The organism is Pseudoxanthomonas wuyuanensis, from assembly GCF_900215535.1.
Classification (GTDB): Bacteria; Pseudomonadota; Gammaproteobacteria; order Xanthomonadales; family Xanthomonadaceae; genus Pseudoxanthomonas_A; species Pseudoxanthomonas_A wuyuanensis.
In genome coordinates, this window is record NZ_OCND01000003.1 from 187,503 (window position 1) to 202,666 (window position 15,164).

Here is a 15,164-nt window from a genome sequence, read left to right on the forward strand (position 1 = left end):
CATGCGTATCCTGCTGGTTGAAGACGATATTTCCCTGGGCGAAGGCATCCGCACGGCGTTGCGCCGCGCGGCTTACACGGTCGATTGGCTGCGCGACGGTGCCAGCGCATTGGCCGCCATCAAGGATGGCGGCATCGACCTGGCGGTGCTGGATCTGGGCCTGCCGCACATGGACGGTCTGGAGGTGATCCGGCAGACGCGGCGCTCCGGCGCCGAACTGCCCATCCTGGTGCTGAGCGCGCGCGAGCGCGCCAGCGATCGCGCGCTGGGACTGGATGCCGGCGCCGACGATTATCTTGGCAAGCCGTTCGATACCCAGGAACTGCTGGCGCGTGTGCGCGCATTGCTTCGGCGCAGCGGCGGGCGCGCAGTTCCTGTACTGGAGCTGGGCGAACTGGCGCTGGATCCTGCCAGTCTGTCGGTCACCTGGCGCGGCAAGCAGCTGGATCTGCCGCGCCGCGAGTTCGCCCTGTTGCGACTGTTGATGGAGCAGCGCGGCCGCCCCATCAGCCGCGATTCTGCGCAGCAGCGCCTGTACGGTTGGGATGAGGACGTCGCCAGCAACGCGATAGATGTGCACATCCATGCCCTGCGCAAGAAGCTGGACCCGGCGTTGATCCGTACCCTGCGCGGGATCGGCTACGCACTGGACGAGCGCATTGCGCGGCCAGCGGGCGGCGGAGATGTCGCATGAATTCGATTCGTCGTGTGCTGTTGGTTTCGCTGATCGGCGTGACTTCGCTGGTGCTGCTTGTGGCCGGGAGCTTCAGCTATCGCGCCGGCCTGCAGGAGGCAGGCGAGTTGTTCGACGCCAAGCTGGCCCATTCCTCGCGCGTGCTGATGAGCCTGGTGGACGAACCGCTGGCCGAACTGGCCGATCACCCCGGCGATCCGATCATGGTCAGCGTGTGGCATGGCAAGGCCGAAGGCGTGGGCCAGGCGCTGGCGTTTCCCAGCGGACATGCCTACGAAACCAAGCTGGCGTTCCAGGTCCGCGATACGCAGGGCCGGTTGCTGCTGCGCTCGGACAGCGGCCCCGCGCAATCGCTCGGGCCGCTGGAACCAGGCTACGCCGACGTGCGGATCGACGGTGAGCAATGGCGCACATTCACCCTGAGCTCGCCGGCAGGCTATTGGTATCAGTCCGGGGAACTCTCAGGCATTCGCGAGGAACTGGCCGAAGACATCGCCTTCGGTACGTTGCTGCCGTTGCTGCTGGCGCTGCCACTGCTGGCCCTGTTCGTCTGGCTTGCGGTCGAATGGGGAAGCCGCAGTCTGCGTCGTGTCTCCGACGCTGTGGAATCGCGCTCGCCGGATCGCTTGGAACCGATCCAGCTGGAGCGGGTGCCGCGGGAAATCCAGGGCATCGTCAAGGCGGTGAACGGCCTGCTGAAACGCCTGGACAAGGCACTGTCGCGCGAGCGCCGGTTCACTGCCGATGCCGCGCACGAACTGCGCACGCCACTGGCCGCGATCAAGGTGCATTCCTACAATCTGCGGCAGGCGCCGTGCGAAAGCGAACGCGGGCAGTCGCAACAGCAGCTGGATGCCAGCATCCACCGGATGGAACGTCTGGTAGGGCAGTTGCTGGCGCTCAGCCGGGTGGAAGGCGGTGCAGTGACCACCATGCGCCAGGCGGTCGATCTGGCGGCCATCGCGCAGCGGCAGTACAGCGACCACGCAACTCTGGCGGCTGCGCAGGGCAAGCGGCTGACGCTGGAAGCCGAATCGGTCAGTGTGCTGGGCGATGAACTGGCGCTGGAAGCGCTGGTGCGCAACCTGCTGGACAATGCCGTCCACTATGCACCGCCCAACGGCAGCGTGATGGTGCGGCTGGCATGTGAAAGCGACAGCGCGGTGTTGCTGGTCGAGGATTCGGGCCCGGGCATTCCGGTCGAAGCGCGCGAGCGGGTGTTCGAGCGTTTCCACCGCGAACTGGGTACCGGTGTGGAAGGCGGTGGTCTGGGGCTTTCCATCGTTGCCCAGACACTGCAATTGCACGGCGGCAGCATCGAACTGGACGAATCGCCCGAACTCGGTGGATTGCGCGTGCGGACGATCCTGCCGGCCATATGATTGGAGCGCCGTTGTTCCCGCCGACGCATCCGGCGTGGTTCAAGGGGCGAAGCTGCGTGCCAGGCTGGGGAGGATGACGGATTCGGCCATCGGATCGTAGCCGGTGTTGTTTCGGTGGACTGGCAGTTTCCCGACCAATCATCCCGTGCCTTGCCTTGTCATTCCGGTTGCAGCGGCGTGGTTTCGATGATTGCAGGGATGGTCCGAAAGCTGGCAATGGCGGTTCGAGGCCCCTATTCGACGCGGAAGGCCAGAGTGGCTTCCACCGCGCGCTTCCATCCGGCATACAGTTGCTCCCGCTGCCGTGCCGGCATCTGCGGCGCGAAGGTGCGCTCGACCTGCCGTTGCCGGGCGATCTGTTCGCGGCTTTCCCAGAAGCCGACCGCCAGGCCGGCCAGGTAGGCCGCGCCCAGCGCGGTGGTTTCCTTGACCATCGGCCGTTCCACCGCGATGTCCAGCAGATCGGCCTGGAACTGCGCGGTGAAATCGTTGGCGATGGCGCCGCCGTCGACCCGCAACGCGGTCAGCTCCAGGCCGGCGTCGGCCTGCATGGCGGCCAGTACGTCGCGGGTCTGGTAGGCCAGCGACTCCAGCACGGCGCGGATGAAGTGTTCCTTGCTGGTGCCGCGGGTCAGGCCGAACATCGCCCCGCGCACGTCGCTGCGCCAGTACGGTGCGCCCAGGCCGACGAACGCCGGCACGAAGTACACGCCGTCCGAGGATTGCGCGCGTTCGGCATAGGCCTGCGAATCGCCGGCCTTGCCGAACATGCGCAGGCCGTCGCGCAGCCACTGGATGGCCGAACCGGCGACGAAGATGCTGCCTTCCAGCACGTATTCCACTTCCCCATCGATGCCCCAGGCGATGCTGGTCAGCAGGCCGTTGTCCGAGCGCACCGCCTGCTTGCCGGTGTTCATCAGCAGGAAGCAGCCGGTGCCGTAGGTGTTCTTGGCCATGCCGGGTTCGAAGCAGGCGTGGCCGAACAGCGCCGCCTGCTGATCGCCGGCGACGCCGCAGATCGGTACGCGCCGGCCGAATACGCTCTGCGCGCCGGTGTACGCATAGATCTCGCTGCTGGAACGCACCTGCGGCAGCATGGCGGCCGGTACGTCCAGCATGCGCAGCAGGTCCGGGCACCACCGGCGCTGGTGGATGTCGTACATCAGCGTACGCGCGGCGTTGCTGTAGTCGGTGACGTGGGCACGGCCTTCGGACAGGTTCCACAGCAGCCAGCTGTCGATGGTGCCGAACAGCAGCTCGCCGCGTTCGGCGCGCGCGCGCGCGCCGGGCACGCGGTCGAGGATCCACTTGACCTTGGTGCCGGAAAAATAGGCGTCGATCAGCAGGCCGCTGCGTTCGCGCACCAAATCGGCATAGCCGTCGGCCTTTAGCCGCTCGCAGATGGATGCGGTCTGCCGCGACTGCCAGACGATGGCATTGTGGACCGCCTGTCCGGTATTGCGATCCCACACCACCGTGGTTTCGCGCTGGTTGGTGATGCCGACGCCGGCCAGCTGCGCGGCGCTTATCTGCGCCTTGGTCATCGCCTCGACGACGGTGCTCTGCACGCTGGCCAGGATCTCGCGCGGGTCGTGTTCCACCCAGCCCGGCTGCGGGAACAACTGCTCGAATTCGCGCTGGGCCATGCCGACCACCGTCCCGGCACGGTCGAACAGCATCGCGCGCGAGCTGGTGGTGCCCTGGTCGATGGCCAGGATGTAGCGCTTGTCCATCGGATGCGTTCCTCGGCAACTCCATGGGATGCGGTGAACGTGGCGAGCCGCATCGACCGCGTTCGATGCGTTTCGCGAGCTATGCGCATCCTACGACAATTGGCAAGACGGCTGCGGGAGGAGCAGCCCACCTCTGCCCTTGCGGGAGAGATCGACGCGCTTGCCGGCGGGAGAAGGGGAGAACGGGGCCGGGAAGCGGCAGATCAGGTTTCTCGAACGACGTTTCTGGGTGAACGCGACAGGCGCTGTGTCACGTATTCCTGCAGCTGCTCGCGCCCGGCCGCATCGATGCGCAGACCCAGCTTGGTCCGCCGCCACAGGATGTCGTCCGCGCTGCGCGCCCATTCGGCATCGACCAGATAGTCCGCCTCGGCCGCGTACAGATCGGAGCCGAAGCGCTTGCCGAGTCCGTCCATCGACCAGGCGCCATCGACGATCCGCAGCGCGCGGCTGCCGTAGTTGCGGCAGAGCCGCAGCGCCAGCGGGTCCGCCAGCCACGGCCGGCGCAGGCTGAAATCCTCGTAAAAGGCGCCGAAGTCGCCATCCGGAAAATCGCCGCCGGGCAACGGCGCCGTGCCGGTCCAGGCCGGGCGCGCCGTGCCGAGGTGCGGCGCCAGGATATCGACGGCTTCCTCGGCCAGCCGGCGTGCGGTGGTGAGCTTGCCGCCAAGCACATTGAGCAACGGTGCTCCGCCATGATCGAAGGCGAGCAGGTAGTCGCGGGTGATCTCCGAAGCCCGTTCGCTGCCATCGTCGAACAGGGGACGTACGCCGCTGTAGCTCCAGACCACGTCCTGCGCCTGCACAGGCTGGCGGAAATAGTGCGATACGGCTTGGCACAGGTAGGCGATCTCGTCGCCGTCGATGCGGGCGGCCGCCGGGTCGCCGCGGTACTCGACGTCGGTGGTGCCGATCAGGGTGAAGTCGTGCTCGAACGGGATGGCGAACACGATGCGGCGGTCGGGCTGCTGGAAGATATAGGCGTGGTCGTGCTCGAACAGTCGCGGCACGACGACATGGCTGCCCTTGATCAGGCGTAGCCGGTAGGCATGCGGCAGCCCGTTCTGCTCCAGGAACCGCGTCGCCCACGGCCCGGTGGCATTGACCAGGATGCGAGCCTGCACCTGCCGCACAACGCCGTCCTCGCTGCGCAGTCCGGCAAGCCAGCGGCCGTCTTCGCGCGTGGCCGACACGCAGGCGGTATGAGTAAGCACGGTCGCGCCGCGCTCGGCGGCGTCCATCGCGTTGAGCACCGACAGCCGAGCGTCCTGCACCCAGGCGTCGGAGTAGACGAAGCCGCGGCTGAAAGCTTCACGCAGCGGCCGTCCGGCGACATGCTTGCGCAGATTGATCGAACGCGAGCCGGGCAGGCCGCGCGCGCGCCGGCCGCCCAGGCGGTCGTAGAGGAACAAGCCCAGACGGATCATCCATGCCGGCCGCAGATGCGGCTGGTGCGGCAGCACGAAACGCAGTGGCCAGATGATGTGCGGGGCCATGCGCAGCAGCAGCTTGCGTTCGGCCAGCGACTTGCCGACCAGGGCGAACTGGAACTGTTCCAGATAGCGCAATCCGCCGTGGATGAGCTTGGTACTGGCGCTGGAGGTGTGCGCGGCGATGTCGTCGCGTTCGCAAAGCAGCACCGATAGCCCGCGGCCGCTGGCATCGCGGGCGATGGCAGCGCCGTTGATGCCGCCGCCGACGATCAGCAGATCGTAGCTGGGGGGGTGGTCGGGCATGGGGCGCTTGTATCGGGAAGTTCGCGCGAATCATTGCACGAATCACGTAGGGCGGAACCGCCGCATGCGATGCCGCCGATGGTTCGCGGAGATGGCGCGATCCGGTACGACCCGCACGGCGGGCTTCTAACAGCGAAGCTGGTCGTCCGCTTTGCGGGTCCCGCCTAACGGTTGCTGCGGATTTCCCTCCGCCCCGGTCGGCTGCCGGGGCGGTTCTTCAGGCATCTTCTCGAGCACCCGCGAAGCGGGGGCGGCAACGGTCAGTCGCGCAGCTCGGCGACATAGCAATGCGCCTGCATCTGCTCGATCACCGCCTGTGCTGCGGCGTCGGTGGACAGGTGTTGCCCGCTGGAGCTCAGATCGGCGGTGAAGGCGTGCGCGTTGAGCGCGCCATCGACGGCGCGTTCGATGCAGTCGGCCTCGTCGTACAGGCCCAGCGAGTGGCGCAGCAGCATCGCGCAGCTGAGGATGGTGGCGTAGGGATTGGCGATGCCCTTGCCGGCGATGTCCGGTGCCGAGCCGTGGATCGGTTCGTAGACGCCAATCTTGCCGTCGCCCAGCGATGCCGACGGCAGCAGGCCCAGCGAGCCGGCCAGCATCGAGGCCTCGTCGGTCAGGATGTCGCCGAACATGTTCTCGGTCACGATGACATCGTATTCGCGCGGCTTGGACAGCAGATGCATCGCCATCGCATCGACCAGCACGTGCTCCAGCCGCACGTCGGCGAACTCATCGCGGCCGATGCGGGCGGTGACATCGCGCCACAGCCGCGAGGTTTCCAGCACGTTGGCCTTGTCCACCGAAACCAGGTAACCGCGGCGCTGGCGCGCCAGCCTGAACGCGCTGCGCACCACGCGCTCGATTTCGTCGACGCTGTAGCTGCACAGGTCGCTGGCGCTGTCGGCGCTGCGGGTCTTGTCGCCGAAATAGATGCCACCGGTCAGCTCGCGCACGACCATGATGTCGACGCCGGTCAGCAGGTGCGGCTTGATCGGCGAAGCGTTCAGCGCCGCCGGATGCGGGCGCACCGGACGCAGGTTGGCGAACAGGCCAAGCCCCTTGCGCAGCGCCAGCAGGCCCTGCTCGGGCCGGATCCTGGCGTTCGGATCCGACCACTTGGGCCCGCCGACCGCGCCCAGCAGCACGGCATCGGCTTTCTGGCAGGCGGCCAGCGTGGCCGCCGGCAGCGGGTCGCCATGCTTGTCGATGGCGATGCCGCCGATATCGTGCTCGTGGAAAGCGAACTCGTGGCCATAGCGGCGCGCAACGGTGCGCAACACCGACAGCGCGGCGGCGGTGACTTCGGGGCCGATGCCGTCACCTGGCAGAACGACAATATTGGCTTGCATGGCGGGATTTCCTGGTTCAGAACGTGTGGGGTGTTGTCCGCTTGCCCGTGGATACGGGCGTGGGCGAATGGCTAGAGACGGTGTTCTTCGTAGCGGCCTATCTCGTCCGTACGGGCCAGCAGGTAGCCCAGTTCGTCGACGCCTTCGATCAGGCAGGTCTGGGCGAAGGCGTCCAGCGGGAAGCTGAAGGTGGACCCATCGGGCGTGCGCAGTTCGCGCGCCGCGATATCGATCACCAACTCGTCATCCGGGCGCTGCATCAGCGACTGCACGATGGCTTCGTCCAGCACGATCGGCAGCAGGCCGTTCTTCAGGCTGTTGCTGCGGAAGATGTCGGCGATTTCGCTGCTGACGATGGCGCGCAGGCCCAGATCGGTCAGCGCCCACGGCGCGTGCTCGCGCGAGGAGCCGCAGCCGAAGTTGCGGCCGGCCAGCAGGATGCTGCGGCCGGCGTTCTCCGGCCGGTTGAACGCGAACGCCGGATTGGGCGAGCCGTCGGCCTGCCAGCGCCAGTCGTTGAAGGCGTGCTTGCCCAGGCCGGCGCGCTCGGTAGTGGACAGGAAGCGGGCGGGGATGATCTGGTCGGTGTCGATGTTGGTCTCGCGCAGCACCACGCTGCGGGATTTCAATGTGTGGAAACCGGTCATGAGGAAAGGCCAGGAACGAGAGAGGAGGAACAGATGAAGAGGAACGAGTGAAGAGAAACGAGGAACGAGTGGAGAGGAGTGAGAAATGAGGGTGGGGAGTTGCTGCTTTTACTCATCACTCACTCCTCTTCACTCGTTTCTAGCTTCTGAGGAGTGAGGAGGAGGTGCCTTTACTCGTTTCTCACTCCTCTTCACTCGTTCCTCGCTTTTCAAGCCGCGGCGAACAGTTCGCGCGGGTCGCTGACGCGGCCGTTCACCGCAGCCCAGGCCGCGGTCAGCGGCGAGGCCAGCAGCGTGCGCGAACCGGGACCCTGGCGGCCTTCGAAATTGCGGTTGCTGGTACTGACCGCCAGTTGCCCGGGCGCGACCAGATCGCCGTTCATCGCGATGCACATCGAGCAGCCGGGCTCGCGCCATTCGGCGCCGGCATCGCGGACGATGCGGTCGATGCCTTCGGCTTCGGCCTCGCGCTTGACCTGTTCCGAACCCGGCACCACCAGCATGCGTACGCGCGGGTCGACCTTGCGGTCGCGCAGCACCGAGGCGACCGCGCGCATGTCGCTGAGCCGGCCGTTGGTGCAGGAACCGACGAACACCACGTCCACCGCAGTGCCTTCCAGCGCATGTCCGGATTCGAATGCCATGTAGTCCAGCGACTTCTGCGCGGCGGCATCGTTGGCGGCGGGAATCGGGCGGTCCACGGCGATGGCGGTGCCGGGGTGGGTGCCCCAGGTCAGGGTGGGGCGGATGTCGCGGGCGTCGATTTCGACCTCCACATCGAAGCGCGCGCCTTCGTCGCTGCGCAGCTGCGACCAGCGCGCCCTGGCGGCTTCGAACGCCTCGCCCTTCGGCGCACGCGGCGCCTTCGCCAGCCAGGCGTAGGTGGTGTTGTCCGGCGCCACCATGCCGGCGCGGGCGCCGGCCTCGATGGACATGTTGCACAGGGTCATGCGCTGTTCCATGTCCATCGCGCGGATGGTGGAGCCGCGGTATTCGATGACGTGGCCGGTGCCGCCGTTGACGCCGATCACGCCGATGATGTGCAGGATCACGTCCTTGGCGCCGACACCCGGCGCCAGTTCGCCGTCGACGGTGATCGCCATGGTCCTGGCCTTGCGCTGCAGCAGGCATTGGGTGGCCAGTACATGGCCGACTTCGCTGGTGCCGATGCCGAACGCCAGCGCACCGAACGCGCCGTGGGTGGAGGTGTGGCTGTCGCCGCAGACAATCGTCATGCCGGGCTGGGTGAAGCCCAGCTCCGGCGCGATGACATGGACGATGCCGCGATGATCCGAAGCCAGATCGAACAGCTCGATGCCGGTGGCGGCGCAGTTGCGCGCCAGCATGTCGACCTGGGATTCCGATGCCTTGGTGTAGTAGGGCAGCTTGCCATCGGGACCGGCCGGCAGGGTCGGCGTGGAGTGATCCATCGTTGCCTTGGTCAGATCCGGGCGGCGCGGCTTCAGGCCGCGCGAGGCCAGTTCGGTGAACGCCTGCGGCGAGGTGACCTCGTGGATCAGGTGCAGGTCGATGTACAGCACCGCGGGTGCGGCGTCGGTTTCGGGGACAACGACGTGGGCGTCCCACAGTTTGTCGAACAGAGTGCGTGGTGCGGTGGTCATGCGTGGATTCCGGAAGCGCCTGGCATGGTAGGTATCGGGAAGAACCCGTAGTCCGCTGCCGTCATCGCAGCGTTTCCGGGGGCGGCGGCGGTGCCCAGTGCGTTCATGCTGCCGCCATTTCCTGTTGCGCCGTACGCCGCTGCCGCAACAGGCGGTTGGCCACATCCAGCCAGGCCAGCGCGCTGGCTTCGATGATGTCGGGACTGGTGCCGCTGCCTTCGTAGTCCTTTTCCTCAAAGCGCACGCTCAGGTTGGCTTCGCCGCGCGCATCGGCGCCCAGGCCGACGCTGTGCACCTGGTAGCTCTCCAGCGTCAGGTCGACGCCGGTGGCGGCCGCCAGTGCGCCGAACAGCGCATCGACCGGGCCATCGCCTTCGGCGGTCTCGAACACGCGCTGGCCGTCCGGATCCGACAGCTCCACGGTGGCGCGCGCGCGATGGCCGGCATCGCTGACCGTCATCGATGCCAGCCGGTAGCCCAGCGTCTCGGCGCCTTCCTGCATCAGCGTCTGCAGATCCGCATCCTCGACCACGCGCTGCTTCTCGCACAGGGCCTTGAACTCGGCGAACACCAGGTCCAGTTCGCTTTCCTCCAGCAGATAGCCCAGCGCGCGCAGGCGCTGTTCGACCGCGGCGCGGCCACTGTGGCGGCCCAGCACCATCTGCGAGGACGGCCAGCCGACGTCTTCCGGGCGCATGATTTCGTAGGTGCCGCGATGGCGCAGCATGCCGTGCTGGTGGATGCCGGCCTCGTGCGCGAACGCGTTGGCGCCGACGATGGCCTTGTTGCGCTGCACCGGCATGCCGACCAGCCGCGACAGCAGTTGCGAGGTGGCGACGATGCGGCGGGTGTCGATGCCGGTATCGGCATCGAAGTAGGCGCCGCGCACCTTCAGCGCCATCACCACTTCCTCCAGCGCGCAATTGCCGGCGCGTTCGCCGATGCCGTTGACGGCGCATTCGACCTGACGCGCACCGCCCTCGATCGCGGCCAGCGAATTGGCCACCGCCAGGCCCAGGTCGTTGTGGCAGTGGGTGCTGAACACCACATCCCTGGCACCGGGTACGTTGGCGATCATGCGCTGGAACAATCCGCGGATTTCGTTCGGGGTGGTATAGCCCACCGTGTCGGGCAGGTTGATGGTGCCGGCGCCGGCGGCGATGGCCGCGGCGATCACCTCGGCCAGGAAGTCCTCCTCGGTACGCAGCGCATCCTCGGCCGAGAATTCGACATCGCCGACGAAGCCGCGCGCGAACGCCACGTTCTCGGCCACCGCATCCAGCACCTGCTGTTTGCTCATGCGCAGCTTGTGCTCGCGGTGCAGCGGGCTGGTGGACAGGAACAGGTGGATGCGCGGCCTGACGGTGCCGTCCAGCGCACGCACCGAAGCCTCGATGTCGGCGGGCCGGCAGCGCGACAGCACGCACAGCGAAGTGTCGCGCAGTTCGCGGCCGATCAGCCCGGCGGCCTCGCGGTCGGACTGCGAGCTGGCCGGAAAGCCGGTCTCGATGGCGTCCACGCCCAGCTCGGCCAGGGCGCGCGCCATCACCAGCTTCTGCTGCGGAGTCATGCTGCAGCCGGGCGACTGCTCGCCATCGCGCAGCGTGGTGTCGAAGATGCGTACGTACGCAGGCTTGGGGGCGGATTGGGAAGTCGTGTTCACCAGGTGGATTCCTCTTCTACTTCGACTGCGATACGCCGTGCCTTGACCGGCATGACGGTGGTGATGGGGGGTAGGGTGGAAACGGGAGACACCGCCGGCACGGCGGCCGCCGCTTCGGCAGTGCGCCGGCGCGGCTTGCGCGGCGGCCGCGGGCGCACTTCGGACAGCAGGCGCGCCAACACGGTGGCATCGATGTTGCCGCCGGACACCACCGCGCACTTGCGCTTGCCGGCCACGCGGCGGCCGGCCGCCAGCGCCAGCGCGCCGGCGCCCTCGGCGATGACGTGTTCTTCCAGCGCCAGCCGGACCAGGGTTTCGCGCAGTTCGGCTTCGCGGACGATGACGATGTCGTCCAGCAGGTTGGCGCACAGGCGGCGGGTGATGAAGCCGGGCACCTTGACCCGCACGCCGTCGGCCAGCGAGGCAACCGGGTCCTTGGCCGCGGTGTCGCCTTTCAGCGCGCGAACCATCGAATCGACGCCTTCGACCTGGGCGCCGACCACGCGCACGCCCTGCGATTTCAGCGCCAGCGCCACGCCGGAAGCCAGGCCGCCGCCGCCGATCGGAACGATCACCACATCCGGCGCATACGGTGCGATCTCGATGCCGACCGTGCCCTGGCCGGCGATGACATCGGGATCGTCGAACGCGGACAGGAAGCGGTAGCCGTTCTGTTCGGCCAGTTCGCGGGCGAACAGGAAGGCCTCGTCGTAGCTGTTGCCGTGCTGGCGCACGGTGGCGCCCCAGTGGGCGACGCCGGCAATCTTGGTTTCCGGCGCGCCATGCGGCATCACCGTGATCGCCTGCACGCCCAGCCGGTAGGCCGACCATGCCAGCCCTTGCGCATGGTTGCCGGCCGAGGCGCAGATGACCGGACGGCGATCGCCGCGTTCGCGCGCGGCCAGCAGCGCATTCAGCGCGCCGCGGACCTTGTACGAACCGGTGCGCTGCAGGTTCTCCAGCTTCAGCATCACGCCGAAACGCTCGGCGTGATGCAGCGGCGTGGCGGGCAGATAGCGCCGCAGCCGCGCCTGCGCCGCCAGCACATCGGCCACGGTGACGACGACGTCGCCGACGTCCGGATCGTTGCTGGCGGTGGCGAGACTGTCAGGCACTTTGAAGCCGGGAACGGGGAATCGGGAACGGGGAATGGAAGTGCGCTGGTGACGGTTGGAGAAGACGCCTCCGGGAAGCGGACGCTGCGATAGGACGGGCACGCGGCGCATCAGCAAAACGGAAGTTTCCGCTCGCCATTTGCCGCACCTCATTCCCGCTTTCGCTCGGCAATGCCTGCTTCATGTCGCAGCCTCCACCGTCTCCAGCGCCGTCACCACCACCGACTCGCAGTCGTAGATCTTCTGCATCTGCAGACGCAGGGATTCCGGCGGACGGTTGCCGTCCACCACCAGCTGCAGGCGCCAGCGGCCGTCGCCGGCGGCGGGTTCGCCGCTGATCGCCTGCGGGGTGAAGCCGCGGCGTTCGGCCATGCCGATCACGCGGGTCAGCGCGCCTTCGGCCGGTTTCAACACCAGGTCAAGCCGGTATCGCATGGGTCGTGGGTTCCTGGGTCTGTTTGGCCGGATTGGCGTCCAGCATCGTGCTGTTGGCGTGGTTGGGCGGCACCAGCGGCCAGACATTGGCCTTGATGTCGATGGCCACATGCAGCATCGCCGGACCCGGCTGGGCCAGCAGTTCGGCCAGCGCGTCTTCGACCTGGTTGCGCTGATCGATGCGGCGCGCCGGAATGCCGAACACCTGCGCCAGCGCGGCGAAGTCCGGGTTGTCGGACAGATCGATTTCGCTGTAGCGCTCGGCGAAGAACAGCTCCTGCCACTGCCGCACCATGCCCAGCGCGCTGTTGTCCAGCAGCACGATCTTCACCGGCAGCTTGCAGCGGGCGATGGTGGCCAGCTCCTGCACGTTCATCATGAAGCTGCCATCGCCGCTGACCAGCACCACGGTGCGGTCGGGGCAGGCGAACTGCGCGCCCATCGCCGCCGGCAGGCCGAAACCCATCGTGCCCAGCGCGCCGCTGGTCAGATGGTTGCGCGGATGGTTGAACTTGCAGTGCTGCGCCACCCACATCTGGTGCTGGCCGACATCGCAGGCGATGATGGCGTCGGCCGGCGCGACCTCGCTCAGCCGCTTCAGCAGGCCGGGCGCATAGATGTCGGTGCCGGGCGCGTCGTAGCGGAAACCGAACTTCTCGCGGTGCTGGTAGCAGCGTTTGCGCCAGTCCTCGCAGGTGCTGCGCGCTGCCGACAGCGCACGCAGGCCGGTGGCGACATCGCCGGGGATGGCGATATCGGCGGTGCGCAGCTTGGAGATCTCGTAGGCGTCGGCATCCAGGTGGATGACCCGCGCGAACGGCGCGAATTCGGCCAGCTTGCCGGTGGCGCGGTCGTCGAAGCGCGCGCCGACCACGATCAGCAGATCCGACTCCTGCACCGCCATATTGGCCGCGCGGGTGCCGTGCATGCCCAGCATGCCCAGGTAGTGCGGGTGGTTGCCGGGCAGCGCGCCCAGGCCGCGCAGGGTCAGCACGGTGGGGATTTGCGTGGCATCGACGAACTGGCGGAACGCGTCCACGGCATCGGCCAGGGCAATGCCGCCGCCGCCATAGATGACCGGCTTCTCGGCGCCGGCGATCGCCGCCAGCGCTTCGGCCAGCGCCGCTTCTTCCGGCGCGGCAGGACGCTCGACGGTGGCCGATACCGGGGCCGGCAGATGCGAGGCATCGGCCATCTGCACGTCCTTGGGCAGATCGATCAGGACCGGACCGGGGCGGCCTTCGCGGGCGATGCGGAAGGCTTCGTTGACGATGCGCGGCAGATCGTCGACATGACGGGCGATGAAACTGTGCTTGACGATGGGCAGGGTCAGGCCGAACACGTCCAGTTCCTGGAACGCGTCGGTGCCCATCAGCGGCGTCGCGACCTGGCCGGTCAGGCAGACCATCGGCACCGAGTCCAGCATCGCATCGGCGATGCCGGTGACCAGGTTGGAGGCACCCGGACCGGAGGTGGCCACGCACACGCCGACCTTGCCGCTGGCGCGCGCGTAACCGTTGGCCGCCAGCGCGGCGCCCTGCTCGTGCCGCACCAGGATGTGGCGCAGCTTCGAATCCACCAGCGCGTCGTAGAACGGCATGATGGTGCCGCCCGGGTAGCCGAACAGCGTTTCCACGCCTTCGGCTTCCAGCGCCCGGGTCAGCCAGCGGGCGCCATTGCACGGAGTCGCGGCAGTGGCGGCGGCGGCGTTCATGCGGCGGCGGCCCGGTCGTCGGGACTCGCGTCGTCGGTGTCCGGCTGCGAGGCGTTGGCCTGCAGCCACACCATCTTGGCGCGCAGCTGCTTGCCGACCGCTTCGATCGGGTGATCCAGATCGGCCTGCTTGAACTTGTTGTAGTTGGGCAGACCGGCTTCGTACTCGGCGACCCAGTTCTTGGTGAAGGTGCCGTTCTGGATGTCGGTCAGCACATCCTTCATGCGTGCCTTGACGCTGGCGTCTATCACGCGCGGGCCGCTGACGTAGTCGCCGTACTGCGCGGTCTCGGAGACGAATTCCAGCATGCGGGTGATGCCGCCTTCGTAGAACAGGTCGACGATGAGCTTCAGCTCGTGCAGCACTTCGTAGTAGGCGATTTCCGGCTGGTAGCCGGCTTCCACCAGGGTTTCGAAACCGGCCTGCACCAGCGACGACGCGCCGCCGCACAGCACGGCCTGTTCGCCGAACAGATCGGTCTCGGTCTCTTCCTTGAAGGTGGTCTTGATGATGTTGGCGCGGGCGCCGCCCAGGCCGGCCGCGTAGGCCAGCGCCAGCGCCTCGGCGTTGCCGCTCCGGTCCTGATGGACGGCGTAGATGCACGGCACGCCGCGGCCGATTTCGTATTCGCGGCGGACCAGCGCGCCGGGGCCCTTCGGCGCGACCAGCACCACGTCCAGGTCTTCGCGCGGGGCGACCAGGCCGTAGTGCACGTTCAGGCCATGCGCGAACAGCAGGCAGGCGCCCTGCTTCATGTTCGGCGCCAGCACGTCGTAGTACAGGTTCTTCTGCACCATGTCCGGGGTCAGCACGGCCACCAGGTCGGCATCCTTGACCGCCTCGGCCGGCGTCTTGACCACGAACCCGTCGGCCTGCGCCTTGGCCTCGGTCGGGCCGCCCGGCCGCAGGCCGACGGTGACGTCGAAGCCGGATTCGCGCAGGTTGAGCGCATGCGCGCGGCCCTGGCTGCCGTAGCCGACAATGGCAATCTTGGGTTGCGGGAGAGAGTTGGCGGCGGTGGTCATGTGGCGGAGTTCCTTGGGAGAGCGGGTTGATGGATGAAGGTGGTTGGAT

The 15,164-nt window shown here is 67.5% G+C and carries 12 protein-coding genes; 2 read left to right on the forward strand and 10 right to left on the reverse strand.

Annotated elements, in window-relative coordinates; genetic code table 11:
- Nucleotide 1 precedes the first annotated feature (1 nt).
- Both CRO39_RS08465 and CRO39_RS08470 read left to right on the forward strand, forming a co-directional pair.
- Nucleotides 2-694: a response regulator transcription factor gene (locus CRO39_RS08465; protein WP_097121459.1), complete on the forward strand. Its 693-nt coding sequence runs from the start codon at nucleotides 2-4 to the stop codon at nucleotides 692-694.
- Between the two features lie 17 nt (nucleotides 695-711).
- Nucleotides 712-2,076, forward strand: a complete 1,365-nt coding sequence (locus CRO39_RS08470) for an ATP-binding protein (RefSeq protein ID WP_176520184.1) — start codon at nucleotides 712-714, stop codon at nucleotides 2,074-2,076.
- A gap of 233 nt (nucleotides 2,077-2,309) precedes the next feature.
- On the opposite strand, the gene glpK is transcribed toward CRO39_RS08470, so the two are convergent.
- From glpK to ilvC, 10 genes are all read right to left on the reverse strand, one after another.
- On the reverse strand, nucleotides 2,310-3,809 hold the full coding sequence (glpK, locus tag CRO39_RS08475; RefSeq protein WP_097121461.1) for a glycerol kinase GlpK: 1,500 nt from the start codon (nucleotides 3,807-3,809) through the stop codon (nucleotides 2,310-2,312).
- A gap of 203 nt (nucleotides 3,810-4,012) precedes the next feature.
- Entirely contained in the window at nucleotides 4,013-5,545 is a 1,533-nt protein-coding gene (glpD, locus tag CRO39_RS08480; RefSeq protein WP_097121462.1) for a glycerol-3-phosphate dehydrogenase, read from the reverse strand.
- Between the two features lie 260 nt (nucleotides 5,546-5,805).
- Nucleotides 5,806-6,894, reverse strand: a complete 1,089-nt coding sequence (gene leuB, locus CRO39_RS08485) for a 3-isopropylmalate dehydrogenase (protein WP_097121463.1) — start codon at nucleotides 6,892-6,894, stop codon at nucleotides 5,806-5,808.
- A gap of 71 nt (nucleotides 6,895-6,965) precedes the next feature.
- The gene (gene leuD, locus CRO39_RS08490; protein ID WP_097121464.1) at nucleotides 6,966-7,541 is read right to left on the reverse strand and encodes a 3-isopropylmalate dehydratase small subunit; all 576 of its coding nucleotides are present in this window, start codon (nucleotides 7,539-7,541) and stop codon (nucleotides 6,966-6,968) included.
- Between the two features lie 209 nt (nucleotides 7,542-7,750).
- A complete protein-coding gene (gene leuC, locus CRO39_RS08495; protein ID WP_097121465.1) occupies nucleotides 7,751-9,163 on the reverse strand; it encodes a 3-isopropylmalate dehydratase large subunit in 1,413 nt (470 codons plus the stop codon).
- 103 nt (nucleotides 9,164-9,266) lie between these two features.
- Nucleotides 9,267-10,826, reverse strand: a complete 1,560-nt coding sequence (locus tag CRO39_RS08500) for a 2-isopropylmalate synthase (RefSeq protein ID WP_097121466.1) — start codon at nucleotides 10,824-10,826, stop codon at nucleotides 9,267-9,269.
- Complete coding sequence (locus tag CRO39_RS08505; protein ID WP_097121467.1) at nucleotides 10,823-11,941, reverse strand: threonine dehydratase; 1,119 nt, start codon at nucleotides 11,939-11,941, stop codon at nucleotides 10,823-10,825. Before CRO39_RS08505 ends, CRO39_RS08500 begins: the two co-directional genes overlap by 4 nt.
- Before the next feature lie 180 nt (nucleotides 11,942-12,121).
- The gene (locus CRO39_RS08510) at nucleotides 12,122-12,376 is read right to left on the reverse strand and encodes an ACT domain-containing protein (RefSeq protein ID WP_097121468.1); all 255 of its coding nucleotides are present in this window, start codon (nucleotides 12,374-12,376) and stop codon (nucleotides 12,122-12,124) included.
- Nucleotides 12,360-14,090 (reverse strand): acetolactate synthase 2 catalytic subunit, encoded by a 1,731-nt coding sequence (gene ilvG / locus CRO39_RS08515; protein ID WP_097121469.1) that lies wholly within the window; start codon nucleotides 14,088-14,090, stop codon nucleotides 12,360-12,362. Before ilvG ends, CRO39_RS08510 begins: the two co-directional genes overlap by 17 nt.
- On the reverse strand, nucleotides 14,087-15,115 hold the full coding sequence (gene ilvC, locus CRO39_RS08520; protein ID WP_097121470.1) for a ketol-acid reductoisomerase: 1,029 nt from the start codon (nucleotides 15,113-15,115) through the stop codon (nucleotides 14,087-14,089). The genes ilvG and ilvC overlap by 4 nt, the downstream gene beginning before the upstream one ends.
- Nucleotides 15,116-15,164: the final 49 nt, after the last annotated feature.

Coding starts and splice junctions, on each gene's coding strand:
- leuB (WP_097121463.1), bottom strand. CDS start 6,894: ATGCAAGCCAATATTGTCGTTCTGCCAGGTGACGGCATCGGCCCCGAA.
- CRO39_RS08510 (WP_097121468.1), bottom strand. CDS start 12,376: ATGCGATACCGGCTTGACCTGGTGTTGAAACCGGCCGAAGGCGCGCTG.
- glpD (WP_097121462.1), bottom strand. CDS start 5,545: ATGCCCGACCACCCCCCCAGCTACGATCTGCTGATCGTCGGCGGCGGC.
- ilvC (WP_097121470.1), bottom strand. CDS start 15,115: ATGACCACCGCCGCCAACTCTCTCCCGCAACCCAAGATTGCCATTGTC.
- CRO39_RS08465 (WP_097121459.1), top strand. CDS start 2: ATGCGTATCCTGCTGGTTGAAGACGATATTTCCCTGGGCGAAGGCATC.
- glpK (WP_097121461.1), bottom strand. CDS start 3,809: ATGGACAAGCGCTACATCCTGGCCATCGACCAGGGCACCACCAGCTCG.
- ilvG (WP_097121469.1), bottom strand. CDS start 14,090: ATGAACGCCGCCGCCGCCACTGCCGCGACTCCGTGCAATGGCGCCCGC.
- leuC (WP_097121465.1), bottom strand. CDS start 9,163: ATGACCACCGCACCACGCACTCTGTTCGACAAACTGTGGGACGCCCAC.
- leuD (WP_097121464.1), bottom strand. CDS start 7,541: ATGACCGGTTTCCACACATTGAAATCCCGCAGCGTGGTGCTGCGCGAG.